29 protein-coding genes and 1 tRNA gene are annotated in these 22,019 nt (G+C 64.3%); 6 read left to right on the top strand and 24 right to left on the bottom strand.

What is annotated here, in order from left to right; genetic code table 11:
* The first annotated feature begins 70 nt into the window (after positions 1 to 70).
* From DFR43_RS07630 to DFR43_RS07615, 4 genes are read left to right on the top strand one after another with little or no spacing between them, the layout of a single operon-like run.
* Positions 71 to 916, top strand: coding sequence for a prepilin peptidase (locus tag DFR43_RS07630; protein WP_133597292.1), 846 nt, complete (start codon positions 71 to 73; stop codon positions 914 to 916).
* Entirely contained in the window at positions 913 to 1,542 is a 630-nt protein-coding gene (gene coaE / locus DFR43_RS07625) for a dephospho-CoA kinase (RefSeq protein WP_133597290.1), read from the top strand. Before DFR43_RS07630 ends, coaE begins: the two co-directional genes overlap by 4 nt.
* A 7-nt stretch (positions 1,543 to 1,549) precedes the next feature.
* Entirely contained in the window at positions 1,550 to 2,308 is a 759-nt protein-coding gene (zapD, locus tag DFR43_RS07620; protein WP_133597367.1) for a cell division protein ZapD, read from the top strand.
* Positions 2,305 to 2,550 (top strand): DNA gyrase inhibitor YacG, encoded by a 246-nt coding sequence (locus tag DFR43_RS07615; protein ID WP_133597288.1) that lies wholly within the window; start codon positions 2,305 to 2,307, stop codon positions 2,548 to 2,550. The genes zapD and DFR43_RS07615 overlap by 4 nt, the downstream gene beginning before the upstream one ends.
* A gap of 17 nt (positions 2,551 to 2,567) precedes the next feature.
* Here DFR43_RS07615 and DFR43_RS07610 read toward each other — a convergent pair whose 3' ends face one another.
* From DFR43_RS07610 to secA, 4 genes are read right to left on the bottom strand one after another with little or no spacing between them, the layout of a single operon-like run.
* The gene (locus tag DFR43_RS07610; protein WP_133597287.1) at positions 2,568 to 3,020 is read right to left on the bottom strand and encodes an NUDIX domain-containing protein; all 453 of its coding nucleotides are present in this window, start codon (positions 3,018 to 3,020) and stop codon (positions 2,568 to 2,570) included.
* The gene (locus tag DFR43_RS07605) at positions 3,017 to 3,880 is read right to left on the bottom strand and encodes an ATP-binding protein (RefSeq protein WP_133597285.1); all 864 of its coding nucleotides are present in this window, start codon (positions 3,878 to 3,880) and stop codon (positions 3,017 to 3,019) included. The genes DFR43_RS07610 and DFR43_RS07605 overlap by 4 nt, the downstream gene beginning before the upstream one ends.
* A 15-nt stretch (positions 3,881 to 3,895) precedes the next feature.
* Positions 3,896 to 5,125: a bifunctional glutamate N-acetyltransferase/amino-acid acetyltransferase ArgJ gene (argJ, locus tag DFR43_RS07600; RefSeq protein ID WP_133597283.1), complete on the bottom strand. Its 1,230-nt coding sequence runs from the start codon at positions 5,123 to 5,125 to the stop codon at positions 3,896 to 3,898.
* A gap of 12 nt (positions 5,126 to 5,137) precedes the next feature.
* Positions 5,138 to 7,900, bottom strand: a complete 2,763-nt coding sequence (secA, locus tag DFR43_RS07595; RefSeq protein ID WP_133597281.1) for a preprotein translocase subunit SecA — start codon at positions 7,898 to 7,900, stop codon at positions 5,138 to 5,140.
* Positions 7,901 to 8,057: 157 nt separating this feature from the next.
* Here secA and DFR43_RS07590 point away from each other — a divergent pair, with 157 nt between their 5' ends.
* Positions 8,058 to 8,339 carry a DciA family protein gene (locus tag DFR43_RS07590; protein ID WP_133597279.1) on the top strand — a complete coding sequence of 94 codons (282 nt, stop codon included), beginning with the start codon at positions 8,058 to 8,060 and terminating at the stop codon, positions 8,337 to 8,339.
* A gap of 62 nt (positions 8,340 to 8,401) precedes the next feature.
* On the opposite strand, the gene DFR43_RS07585 is transcribed toward DFR43_RS07590, so the two are convergent.
* The 9 genes from DFR43_RS07585 to DFR43_RS07545 form a co-directional block, all read right to left on the bottom strand.
* A tRNA-Thr gene (locus DFR43_RS07585) sits at positions 8,402 to 8,477 on the bottom strand.
* 13 nt (positions 8,478 to 8,490) lie between these two features.
* A complete protein-coding gene (locus DFR43_RS07580; RefSeq protein WP_133597277.1) occupies positions 8,491 to 8,958 on the bottom strand; it encodes a ClpXP protease specificity-enhancing factor in 468 nt (155 codons plus the stop codon).
* 10 nt (positions 8,959 to 8,968) lie between these two features.
* Complete coding sequence (locus tag DFR43_RS07575) at positions 8,969 to 9,580, bottom strand: glutathione S-transferase N-terminal domain-containing protein (RefSeq protein WP_133597275.1); 612 nt, start codon at positions 9,578 to 9,580, stop codon at positions 8,969 to 8,971.
* Positions 9,581 to 9,687: 107 nt separating this feature from the next.
* Positions 9,688 to 10,443, bottom strand: coding sequence for a cytochrome c1 (locus DFR43_RS07570; RefSeq protein ID WP_133597273.1), 756 nt, complete (start codon positions 10,441 to 10,443; stop codon positions 9,688 to 9,690).
* A gap of 28 nt (positions 10,444 to 10,471) precedes the next feature.
* A complete protein-coding gene (locus DFR43_RS07565) occupies positions 10,472 to 11,896 on the bottom strand; it encodes a cytochrome b (RefSeq protein ID WP_133597271.1) in 1,425 nt (474 codons plus the stop codon).
* 17 nt (positions 11,897 to 11,913) lie between these two features.
* Positions 11,914 to 12,510 (bottom strand): ubiquinol-cytochrome c reductase iron-sulfur subunit, encoded by a 597-nt coding sequence (gene petA / locus DFR43_RS07560; RefSeq protein ID WP_133597269.1) that lies wholly within the window; start codon positions 12,508 to 12,510, stop codon positions 11,914 to 11,916.
* A 124-nt stretch (positions 12,511 to 12,634) separates the two neighbouring features.
* Positions 12,635 to 13,675 (bottom strand): 4-hydroxythreonine-4-phosphate dehydrogenase PdxA, encoded by a 1,041-nt coding sequence (gene pdxA / locus DFR43_RS07555; RefSeq protein WP_133597266.1) that lies wholly within the window; start codon positions 13,673 to 13,675, stop codon positions 12,635 to 12,637.
* Positions 13,672 to 14,466 carry a Nif3-like dinuclear metal center hexameric protein gene (locus DFR43_RS07550; RefSeq protein ID WP_133597264.1) on the bottom strand — a complete coding sequence of 265 codons (795 nt, stop codon included), beginning with the start codon at positions 14,464 to 14,466 and terminating at the stop codon, positions 13,672 to 13,674. The genes pdxA and DFR43_RS07550 overlap by 4 nt, the downstream gene beginning before the upstream one ends.
* Positions 14,467 to 14,524: 58 nt before the next feature.
* On the bottom strand, positions 14,525 to 14,677 hold the full coding sequence (locus DFR43_RS07545) for a DUF3149 domain-containing protein (RefSeq protein WP_133597262.1): 153 nt from the start codon (positions 14,675 to 14,677) through the stop codon (positions 14,525 to 14,527).
* Positions 14,678 to 14,798: 121 nt separating this feature from the next.
* Here DFR43_RS07545 and DFR43_RS07540 point away from each other — a divergent pair, with 121 nt between their 5' ends.
* Positions 14,799 to 15,944: a Do family serine endopeptidase gene (locus DFR43_RS07540; RefSeq protein WP_133597260.1), complete on the top strand. Its 1,146-nt coding sequence runs from the start codon at positions 14,799 to 14,801 to the stop codon at positions 15,942 to 15,944.
* Here DFR43_RS07540 and tatC read toward each other — a convergent pair whose 3' ends face one another.
* The 11 genes from tatC to hisH form a co-directional block, all read right to left on the bottom strand.
* Entirely contained in the window at positions 15,945 to 16,730 is a 786-nt protein-coding gene (gene tatC / locus DFR43_RS07535; protein ID WP_133597258.1) for a twin-arginine translocase subunit TatC, read from the bottom strand.
* Between the two features lie 20 nt (positions 16,731 to 16,750).
* A complete protein-coding gene (gene tatB, locus DFR43_RS07530) occupies positions 16,751 to 17,245 on the bottom strand; it encodes a Sec-independent protein translocase protein TatB (protein ID WP_133597256.1) in 495 nt (164 codons plus the stop codon).
* Between the two features lie 66 nt (positions 17,246 to 17,311).
* Positions 17,312 to 17,557: a Sec-independent protein translocase subunit TatA gene (gene tatA / locus DFR43_RS07525; protein ID WP_133597254.1), complete on the bottom strand. Its 246-nt coding sequence runs from the start codon at positions 17,555 to 17,557 to the stop codon at positions 17,312 to 17,314.
* 150 nt (positions 17,558 to 17,707) lie between these two features.
* The gene (locus tag DFR43_RS07520; protein ID WP_133597252.1) at positions 17,708 to 18,067 is read right to left on the bottom strand and encodes a histidine triad nucleotide-binding protein; all 360 of its coding nucleotides are present in this window, start codon (positions 18,065 to 18,067) and stop codon (positions 17,708 to 17,710) included.
* Between the two features lie 23 nt (positions 18,068 to 18,090).
* Complete coding sequence (locus DFR43_RS07515) at positions 18,091 to 18,453, bottom strand: DUF4870 family protein (RefSeq protein ID WP_211338618.1); 363 nt, start codon at positions 18,451 to 18,453, stop codon at positions 18,091 to 18,093.
* A gap of 18 nt (positions 18,454 to 18,471) precedes the next feature.
* Positions 18,472 to 18,861, bottom strand: coding sequence for a phosphoribosyl-ATP diphosphatase (locus DFR43_RS07510; RefSeq protein WP_133597250.1), 390 nt, complete (start codon positions 18,859 to 18,861; stop codon positions 18,472 to 18,474).
* A 6-nt stretch (positions 18,862 to 18,867) separates the two neighbouring features.
* Complete coding sequence (locus DFR43_RS07505; RefSeq protein ID WP_133597248.1) at positions 18,868 to 19,308, bottom strand: hypothetical protein; 441 nt, start codon at positions 19,306 to 19,308, stop codon at positions 18,868 to 18,870.
* Between the two features lie 4 nt (positions 19,309 to 19,312).
* Positions 19,313 to 19,720 (bottom strand): phosphoribosyl-AMP cyclohydrolase, encoded by a 408-nt coding sequence (hisI, locus tag DFR43_RS07500; RefSeq protein WP_133597246.1) that lies wholly within the window; start codon positions 19,718 to 19,720, stop codon positions 19,313 to 19,315.
* A 13-nt stretch (positions 19,721 to 19,733) separates the two neighbouring features.
* Positions 19,734 to 20,534: an imidazole glycerol phosphate synthase subunit HisF gene (gene hisF, locus DFR43_RS07495; protein ID WP_133597244.1), complete on the bottom strand. Its 801-nt coding sequence runs from the start codon at positions 20,532 to 20,534 to the stop codon at positions 19,734 to 19,736.
* A 17-nt stretch (positions 20,535 to 20,551) separates the two neighbouring features.
* Complete coding sequence (hisA, locus tag DFR43_RS07490; protein WP_133597242.1) at positions 20,552 to 21,292, bottom strand: 1-(5-phosphoribosyl)-5-[(5-phosphoribosylamino)methylideneamino]imidazole-4-carboxamide isomerase; 741 nt, start codon at positions 21,290 to 21,292, stop codon at positions 20,552 to 20,554.
* A gap of 33 nt (positions 21,293 to 21,325) precedes the next feature.
* The gene (gene hisH, locus DFR43_RS07485; protein ID WP_133597240.1) at positions 21,326 to 21,991 is read right to left on the bottom strand and encodes an imidazole glycerol phosphate synthase subunit HisH; all 666 of its coding nucleotides are present in this window, start codon (positions 21,989 to 21,991) and stop codon (positions 21,326 to 21,328) included.
* Positions 21,992 to 22,019: the final 28 nt, after the last annotated feature.

Below are 22,019 nucleotides of genomic sequence, written 5' to 3'. Positions count from 1 at the left end.
CACTGTAACCGGCCCCGCGGCCGCTGAGCTGTTTACACTGCAGGCTGCTCTCTCGATTCATGGTTCACGCATGGAACTTCTCGACAGCCCTCTGGGCATTGCCGCCGCCGGCCTTCTGGGCTTGTTGGTGGGCAGCTTTTTGAACGTGGTCATCCACCGCTTGCCACGCATGATGGAGCGACGCTGGGCCCTCGAATGCGCCGAAATGACCGGCCAGCCTGTGCCGGATCAGCCGCCGCTGAACCTGCTGCACCCACGCTCGCGCTGCCCATCGTGCGGCACCGGCATTGCCTGGTACCAGAACATGCCCGTGATCAGCTACCTGCTGCTGCGTGGCCGTTGCGCGGCCTGCGGCACCCGCATCGGGTGGCGCTATCCGTTCGTCGAACTGCTCACCGGCGGACTGTTTGCCTGGGTGTTCGCCCAGCATGGCATGGCATGGCCCACGCTGGCCTGGTTCGGCTTCGTGGGCGCGCTCATCGCCCTGGCCTTCATCGACTGGGACACCACCTTGCTGCCCGACGACATCACCCTGCCGCTGGTCTGGGCCGGCCTGATCGCCGCCGCCTGGGGCTGGAGTGGCATCGCCCTGGCCGAGGCCTTGTGGGGCGCCGTCGGGGGATATCTGTCACTGTGGTTGGTGTACTGGGTGTTCAAGCTCGCCACCGGCAAGGAGGGCATGGGCTATGGCGACTTCAAGCTGTTCGCCGCGCTGGGCGCCTGGTTCGGCTGGCAGGCCCTCATCCCCATGATCCTCATGGCGTCGGTCATTGGCGCGGTGATCGGCATCACCATGAAGTTCAGCAGCGGCCTGCGCGAAGGCGGCTACATCCCGTTCGGCCCTTTTCTGGCCTTTGCCGGGCTGGCAGCCCTCATCGTCGGTCCGGGCCAGTTGCTTACCTGGGTGGGCCTGTGACGCGACCCGCATTGCCCCCGCGCCCGCTGCGCATTGGGCTGACCGGTGGCATCGGCAGCGGCAAGAGCACCGTCGCCGGGCTGCTGGTCCGGCTGGGGGCCACGCTGGTCGATGCCGACGTCATCTCCCGCGCCAGCACGGCCGCCGGCGGGGCCGCCATCGAACCCATACGCCAAGCCTTCGGCGACGCGCTCATTGGCCCTGACGGGGCCTTGGACCGGGACCGCATGCGCCAGCTCGTGTTTCAGGACCCATCGGCCCGGCAGCGGCTCGAAGCCATTGTGCATCCCATCGTGCGGGCAGACATCGAAAACCGCTGCGCGGCCGCTCCCACCGATTGCGTGGTGCTGGACATCCCGCTGCTGGTGGAGTCAGCCACCTGGCGCGATCGCATCCACACGCTGTGGGTGGTGGATTGCCTGCCCGACACACAAATTCGTCGCGTCATGCAGCGCAACGGCTGGCCGCGCGAGCAGGTGCTGGCGGTATTGGCTGCCCAAGCCAGTCGCGCGCAACGCCTCGCCGTGGCCAACACGGTCATCGACAACGATCAAGCCACCTTGGAACAATTGGAAACACAGGTCCGCCACGCCTACGCCCAGACACGGCGCCAATTCGGGCTATGATCCCATGGTGATTCTTTACGAATACCCGTTCAACGAGCGCATCCGGACCTATCTGCGTCTGGAGCATCTGTTCCGCCGGCTGGCGGAACTCATTGCGCGCCACCATCCGCTGGACCATCACTACGCCATCCAGACGATGTTCGAGATCATGGACGTGGGTGCCCGCTCCGATCTCAAAACCGAGATCCTCAAAGACCTCGACAAGCACAAGCAGCTCTACAACAGCTACCGAGGCAATCCGGCCATTTCCGAGGCGGCGCTGGACCAGTTCATTGCCCGGCTCGACGCCTGCTTCACCGCCTTGCACGAAGACGCCGGCAAGGTCGGGCACGCGCTGACGGACAACGAGTGGCTGATGTCGGTGCGCAGTCGCATCACCATCCCCGGAGGCACCTGCGAATTCGACCTGCCCGCCTACCACGACTGGCAACACCGCCCCGCCGAGCAGCGCCAACAGGAATTGATCCGCTGGACCCAGGCGCTCGCCAGCCTGGCGGAGCCCGTGCAGTTGCTGTTGTCGCTGCTACGGGAAAATGGCCTGCCCCAAAAAGTGATGGCCAGCCACGGGCAGTTCCAGCAGAACCTGCCGCAGAACAAAACCTATCAACTGCTGCGGCTGTGGCTGGACCCGCAGTTGGAACTCATCCCCGAAATCAGCGGCAACCGGCTGATGTTTTCCGTGCGGTTGCTGCGCCGTGGCAGCGAAGGCCGGCTGGCGCTGGCCGCCGACCAAAGCCCCGAGTTCGAAGTCACGCTCTGCGCATGAGCCAGCCGCCCGCCTTCGCACCCACCACGGTCAGCTGCCCCACCTGTGGCGGCCCCAGCCTGTACGCCCCGAGCAACCGCTTCCGCCCGTTTTGCAGCGAGCGCTGCAAACAGATCGACCTGGGGGCCTGGGCCTCGGAAACCTTCCGCGTCCCCAGCAGCCCGCCCCCCGAATCCGAAGGGCTGTCGATCGAGGCGCAGGGCGAGGGCCATCCTCCCCAAGGCGGCCAAGCGCCCCACTGACGCCCCGCAGGGCCCTATCAAGTCGGCAACCGCTCCTGCTGCAGCCACGCCAGCACCGGCACGGTGCCCGGCAATATGGGGGCCACCGTCACCGGCAGCGTCTGCCACGCAAACTGCTGGCCCTCGTGCATGTGCAGTTCGCCGCTCCAGTCAAACACTTTGCAGAAATGCAGGCGCACCAAGGCATGCGGGTAATCGACCACCTGCTCGCGCCACGGATGCACGGCGCCCACCGTCACGCCAATTTCCTCCTGCAATTCCCGCCGCAAGGCCTGGGCCACCGATTCACCGGCCTCCACCTTGCCCCCCGGAAACTCCCAGTAGCCGGCATACACCTTGCCCGGGGGCCGACTCGTCAGCAGAAAACGCCCCTGGGGGTCGATCAGCACCCCCACGGCCACATCGGTCACGGGCCGATCGGGGCCACCCGCACGCGGGCGCTGACCATCGGCCACCAACACATCGCTCATCGGCTACCTACGTAGTCCCGGGCAAACTGGTAGGCCACCCGCCCGCTGCGCGAGCCACGCTCCAGCGCCCACACCAAAGCCCGGGGCCGGGCCTGCTCGAATTCGGCCTCGGGCACCCCATAGTGGCCAAGCCACTGGCGCACGACACTGAGGTACTCGTCCTGGCTGAAGGGATAGAAGCTCACCCACAGGCCGAATCGCTCCGACAGTGAAATCTTTTCTTCCACCGCCTCGCCCGGGTGGACTTCACCATCTTCGGTATGGGTGTAGGTCAGGTTTTCCTTCATGTATTCCGGCAACAGGTGGCGCCGGTTGCTGGTGGCGTAGATCAACACGTTGGGGCTGGCTGCCGCCACCGAGCCATCCAGGATCGACTTCAAGGCCTTGTAGCCCGGCTCGCCATCCTCGAAGCTGAGGTCGTCGCAGAAGACGATGAACTTCTCGGGCCGATCGGTCACCACGTCCACGATGTCGGGCAGGTCCACCAGATCGGCTTTGTCCACCTCGATCAGCCGCAAGCCTTCGGCGGCATAGGCGTTGAGACAGGCCTTGATGAGCGAGCTCTTGCCCGTTCCACGGGCCCCGGTCAGCAGCACATTGTTGGCCGGCAGCCCCTGCACGAAATGGGCCGTGTTGCGCTGGATCTTCTCTTTCTGGTCGTCGATCTCGCGCAAATCGTCCAGCGCGATGGTGGCCACATGCCGCACCGGCTCCAGCACGCCATGCCCGCCGCGCTTGCGGTAGCGAAAGGCCACCGACGCCGACCAGTCCGGCGCCCCCAGGGGCTGCGGCAACACCGCCTCGATGCGGGCCATCAGCGCCTCGGCGCGTTGCAACAGGCGTTCAAAGGCTTCGTTCATGGGCGCGTCGCGGGTTCAGGAACGGTAATCCGCGTTGATGGTGACGTAATCGTGACTGAAGTCGCAGGTCCACACCGTCTCGACCGCCTCCCCGCGGTGGAGGTGGACGCGAATGGTGATCTCGCTTTGCTTCATCACCCGCGCGCCGTCTTCCTCGCGGTAATCGGGGTGGCGCCCTCCACCAGTGACGACATGCACGTCATCCAGGTACAACTCGATGAGGCTTTGGTCCAGGTCGGCAATGCCGGCATAGCCGACCGCAGCCAAGATGCGCCCCAGGTTCGGGTCGCTGGCAAAAAACGCGGTCTTGACCAGCGGCGAATGCGCGATGGCGTAGGCCACCTTCAGGCATTCCTCACTGTCGCGGCCGCCTTCGACTTGCACCGCGATGAATTTGGTCGCCCCCTCGCCATCGCGCACGATGGCATGCGCCAGCGTCCGGGCCACCTCGGCCATGGCCGCTTGCAGGGCTTGCCCTTCGGGGCTGGCCAGATCGGTGATCTCGGCATGCGCGGCCTTGCGCGTGGCCACCACCACGAACGAATCGTTGGTGGAGGTGTCGCCATCGACCGTGACACGATTGAACGACACATCGGCCAGCGCCTTGGCCAGCGCCGGCAGCAACCCGGGGACCAGGTTGGCATCGGTGGCCAGAAAGCCCAGCATGGTCGCCATGTTGGGGCGGATCATGCCGGCCCCCTTGGCAATGCCGGTGATGGTCACCGTTTGCCCGCCGATGCGCACCTGCCGGCTGGCGGCCTTCGGCACGGTGTCGGTGGTCATGATGCCTTCGGCGGCCTTGAGCCAGTGATCGGGCCGGGCATCGGCCAAGGCCGCCGGCAGGCCGGCGACGATGCGCTCGACCGGCAGCGGCTCCATGATCACGCCGGTGGAAAACGGCAGCACCTGATTCGGGGCCACCCCCAGGTGGCCGGCCAGCGCCTCGCACGTGGCGCGGGCCGCGGCCAGGCCCGGTTGTCCGGTCCCGGCATTGGCGTTGCCCGTGTTGACGACCATGGCCCGGATCGGCTGGCCCTGCGCCAGGTGCTCGCGGCAGACCTGCACCGGCGCGGCACAGTAGCGGTTCTGGGTGAACACGCCACCCACGGCTGCGCCCTCATCCAACAAGAACACGGTCAGGTCTTTCCGGTTGGCCTTACGCACGCCGGCTTCGGTCACGCCGATGGTCAGGCCCGGCACGGGCCACAAATCTTGCGCCGCGGGGGCACTCCAATTGACGGCCATGAGAGGCTCCTTTCAGGTCAGCTTGCCGTGGCAATGCTTGTATTTTTTGCCGCTGCCGCAGGGGCAAGGATCGTTGCGGCCCACGCGCGGCACCGCCGGGGCGGCTGCGGCCGCCCCCCCCAGCAGCCCCCGATCGGCCGTGGTTTCGGTCTCGCCGGTTTCGGTGGGCGCGGTGTAAGTGACGTTGCTCAGATGCTCGGCCTGGGCCTCCATCTGTTGCGCCGCGGTATTGACCTGCTGGGGCGACTGCACCTTCACATTCATCAGGATGCGCGTCACCTCGTTGCGCACCTGGTCGAGCAACAAGCCAAACAGCTGGAACGCTTCGCGCTTGTATTCCTGCTTGGGCTGTTTCTGCGCATAACCGCGCAGGTGGATGCCCTGGCGCAAATAGTCGAGCGCGCTGAGATGGTCGCGCCAGTGACTGTCCAGAGTCTGCAGCAGCACCACGCGCTCGAAGTTGTTGAAGTTCTCCCGGCCGACCAGCGCCACTTTCGCCTCGTAGGCGGCATGGGCCGCGGCCACCACTTTGTCCACGATGTCCTGGTCGGACATCTCACTGGCGCCCTCCACGTCCTTGACCAGGGTCATGGGCAAGCCCCACTCCTCGGCCAACGTCTTCTCCAGGCCGGCCAGATCCCACTGCTCCTCGACGCTGTCCACGGGCACGAATTGCCGCACCACATCGGTCATGCAGCCCTCGCGCAAGGCGGCGATCTGCGCCGACATGTCGGTCGCGTCGATGATGTCGTTGCGCTGCTGGTAAATCACCTTGCGCTGGTCGTTGGAGACGTCGTCGTATTCGAGCAACTGCTTGCGGATGTCGAAGTTGCGCGCCTCCACCTTGCGCTGCGCGCTTTCGATGCTGCGCGTGACGATGCCGGCCTCGATCGCCTCACCTTCGGGCATGTTGAGCCGGTCCATGATGGCACGCACCCGGTCGCCCGCGAAAATGCGCATCAGCGGATCGTCCAGGCTCAGGTAGAAACGGCTGGAACCCGGGTCGCCCTGCCGTCCGGCGCGGCCACGCAACTGGTTGTCGATGCGGCGGCTCTCGTGCCGCTCGGTGGCGATGATGCGCAAGCCCCCCAACGCCTTGACCTTGTCGTGGTCGGCCTGCCACTGCGCGCGCACGGCCTCCATCCGCTGGGCCTTGGTGGCCTCGTCCAGCGCCGGGTCGGCCTCGATGGCGGCGAGCATCTTCTCCAGGTTGCCACCGAGCACGATGTCGGTCCCCCGGCCCGCCATGTTGGTGGCGATGGTGATGGCCCCAGGCCGGCCGGCTTGCGCAATGATGTCGGCCTCGCGGGCGTGCTGCTTGGCATTGAGCACTTCGTGGGGCAGCTTCTCTTTGCGCAACAACTCGGCGATGATTTCCGAATTCTCGATCGACGACGTGCCAACCAGCACCGGCTGGCCGCGCTCATGGCACTCCTTGATGTCGGCGATGGCGGCCGCGTATTTCTCGCGGGTGGTCTTGTACACGCGGTCGAGCTCGTCGCGGCGCTGGCTCGGCTTGTTGGGTGGAATGACCACCGTCTCCAGGCCATAGATTTCCTGGAACTCGTAAGCCTCGGTATCGGCGGTGCCGGTCATGCCGGCCAGCTTGGCATACAGGCGGAAATAGTTCTGGAAGGTGATGGAGGCCAGCGTCTGGTTTTCGGGCTGGATGCGCACCCCTTCCTTGGCCTCGACGGCCTGGTGCAGGCCATCGCTCCAGCGGCGTCCCTGCATCAGGCGGCCGGTGAATTCGTCCACGATCACGATCTCGCCGTTTTGCACCACATAGTGCTGATCGCGGTGGAACAGGTGATGCGCCTTCAACGCCGTGACCAGATGGTGCATCAGCGCAATGTTGGACGGGTCGTAGAGCGAGGCGCCCTCGGCCAGCAGACCAGCCTGCACGAGCAGGGCTTCGGCCTTTTCGTGGCCGCGCTCGGTCATGTGGATGGAGTGCGCCTTCTCGTCCACCGTGAAGTCCCCGGGCTTGATGACCCCCTCGCCCGTGCGCGGGTCTTCCTCGCCTTCCTGGCGTTCGAGCTGGGGCACCAGCTTGTTGACCGCCACGTACAAAGCGGTATGGTCCTCGGCCTGTCCGCTGATGATCAACGGCGTGCGGGCCTCGTCAATGAGGATGGAGTCCACCTCGTCCACAATGGCGTAATTCAGGCCACGCTGCACCCGGTCGCGCGCCTCGTACACCATGTTGTCGCGCAGATAGTCGAAGCCGTATTCGTTGTTGGTGCCGTAAGTGATGTCGGCCGCATAGGCGGCCTGCTTGTCTTCACGCGGCATTTGCGGCAGGTTGATACCCACCGTCAGGCCCAGCCAGTTGTAAAGCTTGCCCATCCACTGGGCGTCACGGGCGGCCAGATAGTCGTTGACCGTCACCACGTGCACCCCTTTGCCGGTCAGGGCGTTGAGGTAAACCGGCAAGGTCGCGGTCAGCGTCTTGCCTTCGCCGGTGCGCATTTCGGCAATCTTGCCGCTGTGCAGGGCAATGCCGCCCATGAGCTGCACATCGAAGTGCCGCATTTTCATCACGCGCTTGCTGGCTTCGCGAACGGTGGCGAAAGCCTCGGGCAGCAAGGCGTCGAGCGACTCCCCCTGCGCCAGGCGCTGCTTGAACTCGGCCGTTTTGCCCTGAAGCTGCTCATCGCTGAGCTTTTCGAATTGCGCCTCCAAAGCGTTGATGCGGGCAACGGTCTTGCGGTAGGTCTTCAGCAGGCGGTCATTGCGGCTGCCAAAGAGCTTGGTCAGAAACTGGATGGGCATAAAAACAACACACCCCTGCGCAACGGCAAGGGAAAAGGTATTCGGGGCCTGCCTGGGGACACGCCAGGCCGTTGTGGGCGCTCATCGCCTTGACCAAGCATTTTAGCCGGCCCGGGACTGGGGCGAATCCTGCCCGCTTTGGCCCGATAATCCGCGCATGATTCCCTTGAAACAGGCGGTCCAGGCCCACCCCGTGCTGGCCGGGGTGGCACAGCGCATCGAGCGGTCGCAGCGCATGCTGGCCACCATCCTGCCATTGCTGCCCGCCGGGCTGCGGTCGCAGGTGGCCGCAGGCCCGGTGGACGAATCCTCATGGTGCGTGTTCGTGCGCAATGCGGCCGTCGCCAGCAAGCTGCGCCAACTCAGCCCCACGCTGCTGCAGGCCCTGCACCGCGAAGGACTCGGCGTGGCGCAGCTCCGGCTCAAGGTACGGGCTTGAGGCCCAAAGGCGATGAAAAAGGCCGCCAGGTACATGTCCTTGGCGGCCTTTATTTGATCGAATGGTGCCGGTTGTCGGATTCGAACTGACGACCTACCGCTTACAAGGCGGTTGCTCTACCAACTGAGCTAAACCGGCATAATCCAAGATTCTACTTCACGCGCTTGAGCGCTGGCCGCCCGGCACCACCAGGTGCTGCGGGCGGCGGCGGGGGTGCGTCCTCTTCGGGGTCAGCCCCCCCGTTGGGCTCGGCACTGACCACCTGCAAGCTGGGGCCAGCGGGCGCGTCGTGTTGCAACACCGGCGCCGGGAACGCCATGCCCTGCGCGTTTTCGCGCGCATAGATGGCCACCACGTGATCGACCGGCACCACCACCTCGCGCGGCACGCCACCGAATCGGGCCTTGAACTCGATGTAGTCGTTGCCCAGTTGCAAATGGCTGGTGGCGTCGTAGCTGATGTTCAGCACGATCTCGTCGTTCTTCACATACTCGCGCGGCACCTGCACGGTGGCATCGACGGCCACGGCGATGTACGGCGTCAGTCCGCAGTCGGTGCACCATTCGTGCAAGGCACGAATCAGGTACGGCCGGGTGGAGGGTGCTTCGTCGCGTGACATGAGGACCGGCTTATTTGCGCATCACCTTTTCGGAAGGCGTCAGCGCCTCGATGTAGGCCGGGCGCGAAAAAATGCGCTCGGCGTACTTCAGCAGCGGCGCCGCGTTCTTGCTCAGTTCAATGCCGTAGTGATCCAACCGCCACAACAGGGGGGCGATGGCAACGTCGAGCATGGAGAAATTTTCGCCCAGCATGTATTTGTTCTTCAGGAACACCGGGGCGAGCTGGGTCAGCCGGTCGCGAATGTGGTTCTTGGCCTTCTCGATGGCTTTTTCATTGCCCTTGGCCGTGCGCGACTCCAACACCGACACGTGCGTGAACAGCTCTTTCTCGAAGTTGAGCAGAAACAGGCGCACCCGAGCACGATCGACCGGGTCGCCCGGCATGAGCTGCGGGTGAGGGAAACGTTCGTCGATGTACTCGTTGATGATGTTGGACTCGTACAGGATCAGGTCGCGCTCGACCAGAATCGGCACCTGACCATAAGGGTTCATCACCGCGATGTCTTCGGGCTTGTTGTAGAGGTCAACGTCACGGATCTCGAAATCCATGCCCTTCTCGAACAGCACGAAGCGGCAGCGGTGGGAATAGGGGCAGGTGGTGCCCGAATACAAAACCATCATGGGAATTGCTCCTCAACAAAACAAAAACAGTGGTTTGCCTTCACGCCCTTGCCAGGGCCTGGCAGACCACTGTGTCGAGCCGCCCGCCGGCGCAGGCGGACGATCCCTTATTTGACGTCTTTCCAGTAAGCCGCGTTCAGGCGCCAGGCCACGATGGTGAACACGCCAAGGAAGATCATCACCCACACCCCCAGGCGCACGCGCTGGTTCTGGTTGGGCTCGCTCATCCAGTCCATGAAGGCCACCAGATCGGCCACGGCGCGATCAAACTCGGCCGGCGACATGGTACCGGGCTTGACCTGCTCCCAGCCGCGCAGGATGCGGGTCTCGCCATGGCCGGTGGAGACGGTTTCGATGATCGGGCGGCGCTCACCTTGCAGTTCCCACAGCGGGTTGGGCATGCCGATCGAGTCGAACGCCAGGTTGTTCCAGCCAGTGATCTTGGTGTCGTCGCGGTAGTAGGTGCGCAGCAGGGTGTAGAGGTAATCCCGGCCGGGATAGGTGTACCCGGAGCGCGAACGGGCCACCAGCGTCAGATCGGGCGGCTGCGCGCCGAACCACTCCTTGGCCTGTGCCGGGTCGATGTTGGCCCGCATCTGATCGCCCACACGATCCGAGAAGAACATCAGGTTGTCTCGGATCTGACGCTCGGTCAGGCCGAGCTCGGTCAGGCGGTTGTAGCGGAAGAACGACGCCGAATGGCAGTTCAGACAGTAGTTGACGAACAGCTTGGCGCCGTTTTGCAGCGCCGCCATGTCATTGGTCAGGTTGGGCGCCTTGTCCAACGGGAATTCGCTCTTGGCGGCCAGGGCACCGGAAGCCATCCCGAATGCAATCAGGCAACCCACGATCCATTTTTTCATTTGTGTCGACTCCTGCAAAGGGTGGTGTTCAGTGAGGGGTGTAGGTCACGCGCGAAGGCACGGGTTTGAACTCACCCAGACGGCTCCACCAAGGCATGAGCAGGAAGAAACCGAAGTAGAACAGCGTGCCGATCTGAGACACCCGCTCACCCACCGGGAACGGGGGCAGCACACCCAGGTAACCCAGAACCAGGAAGTTGATGACGAACAGGGCGTAGAGGTACTTGTTCCAGGTCGGGCGATAGCGGATGGACTTGACCGGCGAGTGATCCAGCCAGGGCAGGAAGAACAGGATGATGACGGCACCGCCCATGACGACCACGCCCCAGAACTTGGCGTCGATCGACAACATCAGCACCGAGGCCACCACCGCACCGATGACGATGGACGCCTTGCCCACCGTGCCCAGTGAAGACTTGACCACGCCGAGCACCGCGCCCAAGACCACGCAAGCCACGAGCACGTACATCATCTCGGTGGTCACCGCACGCAGCATGGAGTAGAACGGCGTGAAGTACCAAACCGGCGCGATGTGATCGGGCGTCTTGAGCGGATCGGCCGGGATGAAGTTGTTGTACTCCAGGAAGAAGCCGCCGAAGGTGGGCGCGAAGAACACGATGGCCGAGAACACCATCAGGAACACGGCCACCCCCAGGATGTCGTGCACGGTGTAGTAGGGATGGAAGGGAATGCCATCCACCGGCTTGCCATCGGCATCCTTGTTGGCTTTGATCTCGATGCCGTCGGGGTTGTTGGAGCCCACTTCGTGCAGCGCGATGATGTGTGCCACCACCAGACCCAGCAACACCAGGGGCACGGCAATCACGTGAAAGCTGAAGAAGCGGTTGAGCGTGGCGTCGCCCACCACGTAATCACCACGGATCAGAATGGCCAGGTCGGGGCCGATCACCGGAACGGCCGAGAACAGGTTCACGATCACCTGAGCGCCCCAGTAAGACATTTGGCCCCAGGGCAGCAGGTAGCCCATGAAGGCTTCGGCCATCAGCACCAGGAAGATGGCGCAACCGAAGATCCAGACCAGCTCACGCGGCTTGCGATAGGAACCGTAGATGAGCCCGCGGTACATGTGCAGGTACACCACCACGAAGAACATGGAGGCGCCGGTCGAGTGCATGTAGCGAATCAGCCAGCCCCAGGGCACATCGCGCATGATGTACTCGATGGAGGCAAAAGCCACCGGCACGCCCGCGTCGTTGAGCGAAGCGTCGGGCTTGTAGTGCATGACCAGGAAGATGCCGGTCACGATCTGGATCACCAGCACCAGCAGCGCCAGCGAGCCGAAGAAATACCAGAAGTTGAAGTTCTTGGGGGCGTAGTACTCGGAGAGATGCTCCTTGTACAGCTTGGACAACGGGAACCGGTTGTCGATCCAGTTCAGCAGCTTTTCGCCCGCCGGGGCGTTGGGAGAGACTTCCTTGAATTCAGCCATGATGGTCCTCTACGCGCTGGTCAGGCTTTCGCTTCTTCACCGATCAGCACCACGGTTTCAGACAGGTAGTGGTGCGGCGGGATTTCGAGGTTGTCGGGCGCGGGCTTGTTGCGGAACACACGCCCGGCCAGGTCGAAGGTAGAGCCGTGGCAGGGGCAGAGGAAGCCGCCCAGCCAATCATTGGGCAGCGAAGGCTGCGGGCCGGGCTGGAGCTTGTCGATGGGCGAGCAACCCAGGTGCGAACAGATGCCGATGGCAATGAAGATTTCGGGCTTGATCGAGCGATGGCGGTTGCGCGCGTACGGCGGGGTCGGATAGGCCGTGCGCTGCGAGTTCGGATCGGCAAGTTGGTCTTCGAGCTTTTCGAGGGTGGCCAACTGCTCTTCGGTGCGGCGCATGATCCACACTGGCTTGCCGCGCCACTCCACCACGATTTTTTCACCGGGCTGCAGCCCCGAGATATCGACCTCGACGGAGGCGCCAGCGGCACGGGCCCGCTCTGAAGGCTGGAAGGAACTGACGAATGGTACGGCGACGGCGGCTGCCCCCACGCCACCCATGGCGCATGAGGTGATGAGCCAGGTGCGGCGGCCGTTGTCTACGGTTGCTTCGCTCATGGGGATCTTTCTGTGACTTGGCTACTCGGATGCGGGACCCGGCGAGTACAGACGGACGCACCGCTCCTCGGGTCAACCCGCATTGTAAAGGATAGCCACAGGCTGTTTCCGAATGTTTCGGGGCTCAGTCGGGCTTTGGGCGGCGCGGCAGCGGCGGCTCGCGCAAGGCCGCGGCCACGGCAGCCTCCAGGCTGGAAGGATCGGCGCGGCCTGTGCCGGCGAGGTCGAAGGCCGTGCCGTGGTCGGGGCTGGTTCTCAGGAAGGGCAAGCCCAGCGTGGTGTTGACGCCGTGCTCCAGACCCAGGTATTTGACGGGAATGAGCCCCTGATCGTGGTACTGGGCCACCACCACGTCGTAAGCGCCTCGCCGCGCCTGCATGAACACCGTATCCGGTGGCAGGGGGCCGTGGGCATCCACCCCCTCGGCCCGGGCTGCCGCCACGGCGGGGGCGATCACGTCCACCTCCTCCCGACCGAACAGCCCGCCCTCGCCCGCATGGGGGTTGAGCCCGGCCACGGCGATGCGCGGCGCCGCCATGCCCATGACCTGACGCAGGTGCCGGTCCGTGATGCGGATGGTCTCCAGCACATTCTCCAGAGTGACGGCTTCGATGGCCGTCCGCAGCGAAACGTGGATGCTGACCAGCACGGTGCGCAGTTCGTCGTTCGACAGCATCATGCGCACCGGCATCTGCGCCACCGGACACCCCTGGTGCCGGGCGGCCAGCGCCTGCAAAAACTCGGTGTGCCCGGGATAAGGCAGACCGGCCTGATGCAGCGCCTCTTTGTGCACGGGGGCCGTCACCACGGCAGCCACATCACCCTGCAAGGCCGCCTGCACGGCGCACTCGATGGCAGCGATGGCCGCCGCCCCCGCCATGGGGCTGACCCGCCCCCAGGCCACCGGGGCCGACAGCCCAGCCACCGGCAGCACCGGCAAACTGCCCGGCGGCACCTGGGCGGCATCGGCCCAGCGCTCGATCACGGCCAACGGCAGGCGCCCTCCCGTGACGTGGGCCGCCCGGCGCATCACCTCCACGTCTCCCACCACCACGCAGCGGCTGGCCCACTGCGGCCGGCGCCGAAACAATTTCGCAATGATCTCCGGCCCCACCCCGGCCGGGTCGCCCATGGTGATGGCCACTGGCCGCGGCGCAGCGTTCATGCCGGGTTGTCCACTTCGATGAACCGGTGCTCGATGCCCAGTTGCTGCGCGACCCAAGCCCCCACGGCTGGCGCGCCGTAGCGCTCGGTGGCGTGGTGGCCACAGGCCAGAAACGCCACCCCGCATTCGCGCGCGTAGTGGGTCTGCGGCTCCGAGAGCTCCCCAGTAATAAACGCATCGACACCCGCCTCGATGGCGGCCTCGAAATACCCCTGCGCCCCGCCAGTGCACCAGCCCACTCGGCGGATCGGCCGCCCGGGCGCGTCGATGCACGTCACGGGCCGCCCGAGCCGGGCCTGCACGTGCGCCGCCAGGGCGCAGGCATCGAGAAAATCGGCGGCGCCGATGAATCCGAGCGCCTGCTCGCCGAAATGCGCCCAACCCTCTGGCCCGGGGGCAAAGCCCAACACCTCGCCGAGTTGCGCGTTGTTGCCCAGCGTGGCGTGGGCATCGAGCGGCAGGTGATAGGCCAGCAGACTGACGTCGTGCTTCAGCAGCAGGCCCAGGCGCTGCTTCATCCAACCGGTCACGCAACCGGATTGGCCGCGCCAGAACAAGCCGTGATGCACCAGAATGGCATCGGCGCCGGCGTCGATCGCCTGCTCGATCAGCGCGCGGCTGGCCGTCACGCCGGTGACCAGGCGGCGGACCTCGGCACGCCCCTCGACCTGCAGGCCGTTGGGGCCGTAATCGCGGAAACGCTCGGGCTGCAGCAACTCGTCGAGCCGGGCGCGCAAGGCGTCGCGATGCACCGGCGGCGGGTCTGCTGCCCAGTCATGGGCAGACGACATCGGCAAAACTCTCGAATCGACCAGAATGCGCCGATTGTCGCATCCTGCCCACAGGCCGTCAGGGCTCGATGCGCTTGGCCTGCCGCTCCGACTCCTCGATTTTCTTCGCGAAGAACCGGTAGAACCAGACAGCCATCCCGATGACGATCGCTATCACGGCAATGCTGAACAACCCGTAATCCGTCGAAAAAAGATCGACAATCGCTTTCATGGCCTCTCCGTTCTTGGAATCGTGATGTGTGGACAGCTCAGAACACGGCCATTGTGAAACGAGCAGACCGGCCCATGTGTTGATGCAGATCAAGCCGGCGTTGCATGAGGGATCGATCGAAATGAAACGTTATTGGCTCTTGTTCGCCCAGACGGTGACCGTGCTGCTGGCCGTCTGGTTCATCGTGGCCACGCTCAAGCCGCAGTGGCTGCACCGGCGCCCTACCCTGGCCAGCATCGTGCCGGTGTTCGACGCCAGCGGCCTGGACCGCAGCGAGGCGGTACGCACCACCAGCCTGAGTCAGGCGGCCAAGCTGGCCTCGCCAGCGGTCGTCAGCATCAGCACCAGCAAGATGCCCAGCCGCTCGCCCCATGCCGATGACCCGTGGTTCCGCTTTTTCTTTGGCGACCAGTTCAACCGCCAACCGCAGACCGGCCTCGGCTCGGGCGTGATCGTCAGCCCGCAGGGCTATATCCTGACCAACAACCACGTGGTCGAGGAAGCCGACGAAATCGAGGTGCAGCTCAGCGACGGGCGCCAGGCCCTGGCCCGCATCATCGGCACCGACCCCGAAACCGATCTGGCCGTCCTCAAGATCGATCTCGATGAACTCCCTGTCATCCTGCTGGGCGACTCCGACGCGCTGGAAGTGGGCGATGTGGTGCTGGCCATTGGCAACCCTTTTGGCGTGGGGCAGACCGTGACCAGCGGCATCGTCAGCGCGCTGGGCCGCAACCAGTTGGGCATCAACACGTTTGAAAACTTCATCCAGACGGATGCCGCCATCAACCCGGGCAATTCGGGCGGTGCCCTGGTCGATGTCAATGGCCACCTGATGGGCATCAACACCGCCATCTATTCGCGCTCTGGCGGCTCGATGGGGATTGGCTTTGCCATCCCCACCTCCACGGCCCGCTACGTGCTGGAAGCCATCGTGCGAGACGGCTCGGTGACGCGCGGCTGGCTGGGGGTAGAGCCGCGTCAGCTCAACGCCGAACTCGCCCAACACTTCGGCACCCGGCGCACCCATGGCGTGATCATCACCGGGGTGTTGCAAAACGGCCCTGCGGCGGCCGCCGGCATTCGCCCCGGGGACGTCATCACCCAGATCAACGGGCAGCCGGTGCGCGACGTGGCCGGCCTGCTGGCCACCGTGGCAGCCCTCACTCCGGGGCAGCCCGCCGACATCGAAGTGGAGCGCCGCGATGGACGGCAGACGCTGCGTGTCGTCCCCGGGCGACGCAACCCCAACGGCCGATCGCGCTGATCAGCCCTGGTCAGAGGCCTCTTCGGGGGCCTGCGTGGCCTTGGCAAACCAGCGCGAACCGATGATGCCCAGTTCATAGAGCAGGCACATCGGCACTGCCAAGGCGATTTGCGAGATCACATCCGGCGGCGTGACGATGGCCGCGATGATGAACGCCACCACGATGAAGTAACCGCGGAAGCTCTTGAGCTTATCGACCGTGACGATGCCAAAGCGCACCAGCAACATCACCACGATGGGCACCTGGAACGCCAACCCAAAGGCCAGATACAGCGACAGGATGGCCTCGACGTAGGAGGCAATGTCCGGCGTGGCGTTGACGCTGTCCGGGGTGAAGCCCTGGATAAAGCCGAACATCTTGTCCAGCACGAAAAACTGCACGAAGGCGATACCCAGATAGGCCAGGATGCTGCCAATGACGATCAGCGGAATGGCAAAACGCTTCTCGTGGCTGTACAGCCCCGGCGCGATGAACGCCCATAGCTGGTACATGACCCAAGGCAGCGCCATGAGCAGCCCGGCCATCATCAGCACCTTCAGCGGCACGAAAAAGGGCGTGAACACCCCCACCGCAATCAGTTTCATGTCGGGCGGCATGTGATTGCGGATGGGCACGGCGATGAAGTCGATCAGGCCACTGGGTCCGGGCCAGATCGCCAGCAGCGCCATGCAGACCACGACCCCCGCAATCGAGTAGATGATGCGGTCGCGCAGTTCGATGAGGTGCTGCACGAAGGGCTGCTCGGTGCCGGCGAGTTCGTCCGTCTTGTCTTTCGGGTCGGGCATGAGTGGGGTGTGCGAAACGATCAGAACGAACGGGACTTGGGCCGAAAGCGCGCCACACGAGCGGCACCCGACAACGCCCGGGTGCGAATGCCGGTGCGGGCCTTGAACCACTGGGGCACCGCCTTTTGCTTGAGGCGGAAGTTTTTCTTCGGATGCTTGTACTCGGGGTACACCGGCGAGCCGATGGAGTAGGCGTCAGAGGGGTTGAAGGTGGTCGATGAAGCATTTTCCAGCCCCGCCGTCACCTCGGACCATTCCTTCTCGAAATCGTTGGCCGTCTGGTGGATGGAGGACTCGACATCGCGGGCAGCGCTTTCCACCGACTCCTTCATCTTCTTGAGCTCTTCGAGCTCCATCGTGCGGTTGACCTCGGCCTTGACTTCGGCCACATAGCGCTGCGCCTTGCCCAGCAGCGTACCGACCGTGCGAGCCACCCGCGGCAGCTTCTCCGGTCCGATCACCACCAGAGCCACCACCCCGATCAGGGCCAGCTTGGAAATGCCCAAGTCAATCATGCAGCGCCTTCACAACGAGTGTTCCACGCCACCCTGCAAGGTGGCGGCAGCGATGGGGCAACGCCCTCAGCTTTTGGTCTTGGCCTCGACGTCGATGGTGGTTTTCTCGGCTGCCGGCTTGTCCTGCCCCACCTGTGCCGTGGTCGTGGTGGTGGAGGCGGACTCGGGGGTCCCGCCGTCTTTCATGCCGTCCTTGAACCCCTTGACCGCGCTGCCCAGATCGGAGCCGATGTTCTTGAGCTTCTTGGTGCCAAACACCAGCACCACGATCAGCAGCACCACCAACCAGTGCCAAATGGAAAACGTACCCATGTCTACACTCCAGAGTCGGGGCTTGGGACCCCATGATGAAAGGATTCTAAGTCGCGCCAGAGGTTCATCCGGGCGTCTTCAACGGTATTGTCCCAGATATGCGTGAAGACTGATGGATTCCGCCCCCTGGGGCAGACCCGAAGCCGGGGATCAGCCCTTGGCCCAGGGCCGTGGCCCGCCCATGACGTGCACATGCAGGTGATGCACCTCCTGGCCGCCCTCGGCACCGGTGTTGGCCACGATGCGAAAGCCCCCTTCCGGGTAAGGGCGGCAACCCTGCTCCAGCGCCAGCCGGGGTGCCAACAGCATGATTCGCCCCATCAGCTGCTCGTGCGCCGGCGTCAGTTGCGCCATCGAGGGAATATGCAGTTTAGGCACCATCAGAAAATGCACCGGTGCCCAGGGGTGGATGTCGTGAAAGGCCAGAATCTCGTCATCTTCATACACCTTGCGGCTCGGAATCTGACCGGCAATGATTTTGCAAAAAATGCAGTTTGGGTCTTGGCTCATGGCAAACAGGACAGTGGCACCGGTCAGACCGGCATGGGCTTGTGGTCGTTCCAGTACAACCAGCCCTTGACAATGCGGTAAATCGACCAGACGGCAGTCGCAAAGAGAATCACCGCGCCCACCAGAACGACCAGGGACAACACCCCCACCACACACCACAGCAATGCCCACCAGAAGGTGCGGATCTGCCAGGTGAAATGACTCTCGTACAGGGTGCCGGCCGCATCCTCACGCTTGACGTAATTGATGACGATGGCCACGATGGCGCTGATACCGATCAGCCAGGACAAGGCGTACAGGATGTACACCACCAGGGTAATGCGGCGCAGGCTGGCGAGTTGTTCCGGCGTCTTGGCCACCACGTCGTACGTGCGGTAGTCGTTCATGTCAGTCCTTGTACGGTTTTAGCGGGTGGTTGCGGCACGTGCGGCCTCCTGCGCCTCACGCTCTCGCGCCTTGCGCAAGGCTTTTTCTTCCAGCCCGCCGATGCCTTCACGGCGGGCGAGTTCGGCCACGACATCCGCCGGGCGCAGCCCGAAGTGGGACAGCGCGATCATGCTGTGAAACCACAGATCGGCCACTTCGCCCACCAGCGCCTGGGCGGTGCCGCTGCCGTGCTGCAAATCCTTGGCCGCCATGACGACCTCGCCCGCCTCCTCGGTGATCTTTTTGAGAAAAGCGTCGGGCCCTTTGTGCAGCAAGCGCGCCACGTAGCTGGTTTCGGGGTCGCCGCCCCGGTCGGGCTTGCGCGTTTCGATCACTTCGGCCAGTCGGCCCAATACATCCGTGGTCATGGTGGTTCAAAATGGGTCGAATTCGCCCCGCGAGATGCGGGCCCTCATCTCACCGACGTCCTTGTCGAAGCTGGCCACGATGTCCTGCGCGCAGCCTTCCACCCGGTTTGAACCACAGCGGTAGACACCATGGGTGATGTGGTAGTCATAGTACCCCTTGGGACGGAAATTCAGCGCCACGTAGCTGTAAGAGAAGATGGAGAGCACGCCCGCATCGTTGGCCCCGGGTCTGAGACAGACAATACTGATTTGGTAGCCGGCTTTGGGGTATTCCTCCTCGATCCGGTAGGCAGAGGATTTGCGTATGGACTCCTTGACGAAGTAGGCAATCCGGGTACCCACGGAATCGTTCTCGCACTGGGCGTACACATTGACCGCGGCTTTGGGGTCCTGGGCATGGGCCGACAACGCCAGGGCGACGCCCAGCAGACAGATCCAGCGTTTCATCACCTCACCCCTCCTTGCGGTAAATGGCCTCCGGGGCCTTGATCACGGGCTCGACCGTCTCCCAGCGCCCACCCCCGTCTGGCACATACCGCTGGAAAAAGCAGCTGTGCCGCCCGGTGTGGCAGGCAATGCCCGGCTGGTGCCCAAGTTGGGTGACTTTGAGCAGGACCACGTCCTGGTCACAGTCGAGCCGGATCTCGTGCACCACCTGGACATGGCCGGATTCCTCGCCTTTGTACCAGAGTTTGCCACGCGAACGGCTGTAATACACCGCCCGCCCCTGCTCGGCGGTTTGTTGCAATGCCTCGCGGTTCATCCAGGCGAACATCAACACGTCACCCGTGGCCTGCTCTTGCGCGATCACAGGCACCAACCCCTGCGGGTCCCATTTCACCTGATCCAGCCAATCCATGCGTCGCCCTCCTTCAAAGCCGGACCGCGATGCCACGCTCGGCCATGCGTCGCTTGGCCTGGGCAATGGTGTATTCGCCATAGTGGAAGATACTTGCCGCCAGCACCGCATCGGCGCCGCCCTGCTGCACCCCATCGGCCAGGTGGTCCAGACTCCCCACGCCGCCAGAAGCAATCACCGGGATGTCGATGGCCTCACTCACCGCGCGGGTCAGCGCCAGGTCGAAGCCGCTTTTGGTGCCGTCTCGGTCCATGCTGGTCAGCAGGATTTCTCCCGCCCCATGCTCGGCCATCTGCCGGGCCCAGGCCACGGCGTCGAGCCCGACATTTTTGCGCCCGCCATGGCTGTACACGTCCCAGCCCGGCCCCACGGGGCGCCCGTCGGCCGCCGGACGTTGCTCGTCCTCGGGCGCGCGGCGCTTGGCGTCGATGGCCACCACGATGCATTGCGAGCCGTACTTGGCCGAGGCATCGCGGATGACCTGCGGGTTGGCGATGGCCGCGGAGTTGAAGCTGACCTTGTCGGCACCGGCGTTGAGCAGCCGGCGCACGTCCTCGACCGTGCGCACGCCACCCCCCACGGTCAGGGGAATGAACACCTGGCTGGCCACGGCTTCGATGATCGGCAGGATCAGGTCTCGCCCATCGCTGGTGGCGGTGATGTCGAGGAAGGTCAGCTCGTCGGCACCTTGCTCGTTGTAGCGTGCCGCGATCTCGACCGGGTCGCCGGCGTCGCGCAGTTCGACGAAATTGACCCCTTTGACCACACGGCCACCGGTCACGTCCAGGCAGGGGATGATGCGTTTGGCCAGCATGGGCAAGCGACGGGAGGTTATCCGTTGAGTTCGTCGGCCAGGCGCTGCGCGGCCTCGAAGTCGAGTTCGCCGCTGTAGATGGCACGACCGCAGATGACGCCTTCGACGCCTTCGTCCTCCACCGCGCAGAGCTGGCGGATGTCTTCCAGGTTGGACAATCCACCGGAGGCAATGACAGGGATGGTCAACGCCTGGGCCAATTTGACGGTGGCTTCGATGTTGATGCCGCTGAGCATGCCGTCACGGCCAATGTCGGTGTAGACGATGGATTCCACGCCGTAGTCCTCGAACTTCTTGCCCAGGTCCACCACTTCATGGCCCGTGAGCTTGCTCCAGCCGTCGGTGGCCACCTTGCCGTCCTTGGCATCCAGCCCCACGATGATGTGTCCCGGAAACGCGGTACAGGCATCCTGCAAAAAACCCGGATTCTTCACCGCGGCGGTGCCGATGATGACGTAGCGCAAGCCCGCGTCCAGGTAGCGCTCGATGGTATCGAGGTCGCGGATGCCGCCGCCCAGCTGCACGTCCACTTCGTCGCCGACTTCTTTGAGGATGGCGCGGATGGCCGATTCGTTTTTGGGCTTGCCGGCAAACGCCCCGTTGAGATCCACCAGATGGACACGCCGCGCGCCTTTGCTGACCCAGTTGCGCGCCATGGCGGCCGGGTCATCGCCGAACACGGTGGATTGGTCCATGTCGCCTTGTTTGAGGCGCACGCATTGGCCGTCTTTGAGGTCGATGGCGGGAATCAGCAGCATGGCGGTCGTCGTCTTGGGCGAAGAAACAAAAGGTCAGGGGTTCCAGTGCAGGAAGTTGCGATACAGCGCCAACCCCTGGTCGGCGCTTTTTTCGGGATGGAACTGGGTGGCAAACAGGTTGTCGCGGGCCACGGCGCACGCAAAGCGGATGCCGTATTCCGTCTCGCCCACGCTGTGCGCCGCCTGGGCCGGGCGGGCGTAGAAACTGTGGACGAAATAGAAATAGCTGCCATCGGCAATGCCCTGCCACATGGGATGGGCGGGGCCGCGGCCCAGATCGTGGAAGACCCGGTTCCAACCCATCTGGGGCACTTTGTAGCGGCTGCCGTCGGGTTGGGTCCGCCCCTCCAGGCGAAAGCGCACCACTTCGCCCGGAATCAGCCCCAGCCCGGGGGTGTCGCCCTCCTCGCTGTGCTCCAGTAGCATCTGCATGCCCACGCACACCCCGAACAGCGGTTTGCGGGCCGCGGCATCGAGCACGGCCTCTTGCAGGCCGCTGCGGGCCAGCTCGGCCATGCAGTCTGGCATGGCCCCTTGCCCGGGCAAGACCACCCGGTGGGCATCGCGCACCACTTGTGGACTGGACGTGACGACCACGTCCACATGATCCACGGCGGTCGCCGCGTGGATGACGGCCTGCGCCACGGAGCGCAAATTGCCCATGCCGTAATCGACCACGGCCACGGTCTGTCGGTTCATCGTTGGAAGCGGTTCAGGCGCATGAACA

Source organism: Tepidicella xavieri (assembly GCF_004363315.1).
Lineage (GTDB): Bacteria > Pseudomonadota > Gammaproteobacteria > Burkholderiales > Burkholderiaceae_C > Tepidicella > Tepidicella xavieri.
Note: the sequence above shows the minus strand (reverse complement) of the source record. Positions and strands in the feature narration are given on the sequence as shown.

What these genes read in the sequence shown, in the direction of transcription:
- DFR43_RS07630 (WP_133597292.1), top strand. Translation starts at nt 71, where the DNA reads ATGGAACTTCTCGACAGCCCTCTGGGCATTGCCGCCGCCGGCCTTCTG.
- DFR43_RS07615 (WP_133597288.1), top strand. Translation starts at nt 2,305, where the DNA reads ATGAGCCAGCCGCCCGCCTTCGCACCCACCACGGTCAGCTGCCCCACC.
- DFR43_RS07610 (WP_133597287.1), bottom strand. Translation starts at nt 3,020, where the DNA reads ATGAGCGATGTGTTGGTGGCCGATGGTCAGCGCCCGCGTGCGGGTGGC.
- DFR43_RS07605 (WP_133597285.1), bottom strand. Translation starts at nt 3,880, where the DNA reads ATGAACGAAGCCTTTGAACGCCTGTTGCAACGCGCCGAGGCGCTGATG.
- argJ (WP_133597283.1), bottom strand. Translation starts at nt 5,125, where the DNA reads ATGGCCGTCAATTGGAGTGCCCCCGCGGCGCAAGATTTGTGGCCCGTG.
- secA (WP_133597281.1), bottom strand. Translation starts at nt 7,900, where the DNA reads ATGCCCATCCAGTTTCTGACCAAGCTCTTTGGCAGCCGCAATGACCGC.
- DFR43_RS07590 (WP_133597279.1), top strand. Translation starts at nt 8,058, where the DNA reads ATGATTCCCTTGAAACAGGCGGTCCAGGCCCACCCCGTGCTGGCCGGG.
- DFR43_RS07580 (WP_133597277.1), bottom strand. Translation starts at nt 8,958, where the DNA reads ATGTCACGCGACGAAGCACCCTCCACCCGGCCGTACCTGATTCGTGCC.
- DFR43_RS07575 (WP_133597275.1), bottom strand. Translation starts at nt 9,580, where the DNA reads ATGATGGTTTTGTATTCGGGCACCACCTGCCCCTATTCCCACCGCTGC.
- DFR43_RS07570 (WP_133597273.1), bottom strand. Translation starts at nt 10,443, where the DNA reads ATGAAAAAATGGATCGTGGGTTGCCTGATTGCATTCGGGATGGCTTCC.
- petA (WP_133597269.1), bottom strand. Translation starts at nt 12,510, where the DNA reads ATGAGCGAAGCAACCGTAGACAACGGCCGCCGCACCTGGCTCATCACC.
- pdxA (WP_133597266.1), bottom strand. Translation starts at nt 13,675, where the DNA reads ATGAACGCTGCGCCGCGGCCAGTGGCCATCACCATGGGCGACCCGGCC.
- DFR43_RS07550 (WP_133597264.1), bottom strand. Translation starts at nt 14,466, where the DNA reads ATGTCGTCTGCCCATGACTGGGCAGCAGACCCGCCGCCGGTGCATCGC.
- DFR43_RS07545 (WP_133597262.1), bottom strand. Translation starts at nt 14,677, where the DNA reads ATGAAAGCGATTGTCGATCTTTTTTCGACGGATTACGGGTTGTTCAGC.
- DFR43_RS07540 (WP_133597260.1), top strand. Translation starts at nt 14,799, where the DNA reads ATGAAACGTTATTGGCTCTTGTTCGCCCAGACGGTGACCGTGCTGCTG.
- tatC (WP_133597258.1), bottom strand. Translation starts at nt 16,730, where the DNA reads ATGCCCGACCCGAAAGACAAGACGGACGAACTCGCCGGCACCGAGCAG.
- tatB (WP_133597256.1), bottom strand. Translation starts at nt 17,245, where the DNA reads ATGATTGACTTGGGCATTTCCAAGCTGGCCCTGATCGGGGTGGTGGCT.
- tatA (WP_133597254.1), bottom strand. Translation starts at nt 17,557, where the DNA reads ATGGGTACGTTTTCCATTTGGCACTGGTTGGTGGTGCTGCTGATCGTG.
- DFR43_RS07520 (WP_133597252.1), bottom strand. Translation starts at nt 18,067, where the DNA reads ATGAGCCAAGACCCAAACTGCATTTTTTGCAAAATCATTGCCGGTCAG.
- DFR43_RS07515 (WP_211338618.1), bottom strand. Translation starts at nt 18,453, where the DNA reads ATGAACGACTACCGCACGTACGACGTGGTGGCCAAGACGCCGGAACAA.
- DFR43_RS07510 (WP_133597250.1), bottom strand. Translation starts at nt 18,861, where the DNA reads ATGACCACGGATGTATTGGGCCGACTGGCCGAAGTGATCGAAACGCGC.
- DFR43_RS07505 (WP_133597248.1), bottom strand. Translation starts at nt 19,308, where the DNA reads ATGAAACGCTGGATCTGTCTGCTGGGCGTCGCCCTGGCGTTGTCGGCC.
- hisI (WP_133597246.1), bottom strand. Translation starts at nt 19,720, where the DNA reads ATGGATTGGCTGGATCAGGTGAAATGGGACCCGCAGGGGTTGGTGCCT.
- hisF (WP_133597244.1), bottom strand. Translation starts at nt 20,534, where the DNA reads ATGCTGGCCAAACGCATCATCCCCTGCCTGGACGTGACCGGTGGCCGT.
- hisA (WP_133597242.1), bottom strand. Translation starts at nt 21,292, where the DNA reads ATGCTGCTGATTCCCGCCATCGACCTCAAAGACGGCCAATGCGTGCGC.
- hisH (WP_133597240.1), bottom strand. Translation starts at nt 21,991, where the DNA reads ATGAACCGACAGACCGTGGCCGTGGTCGATTACGGCATGGGCAATTTG.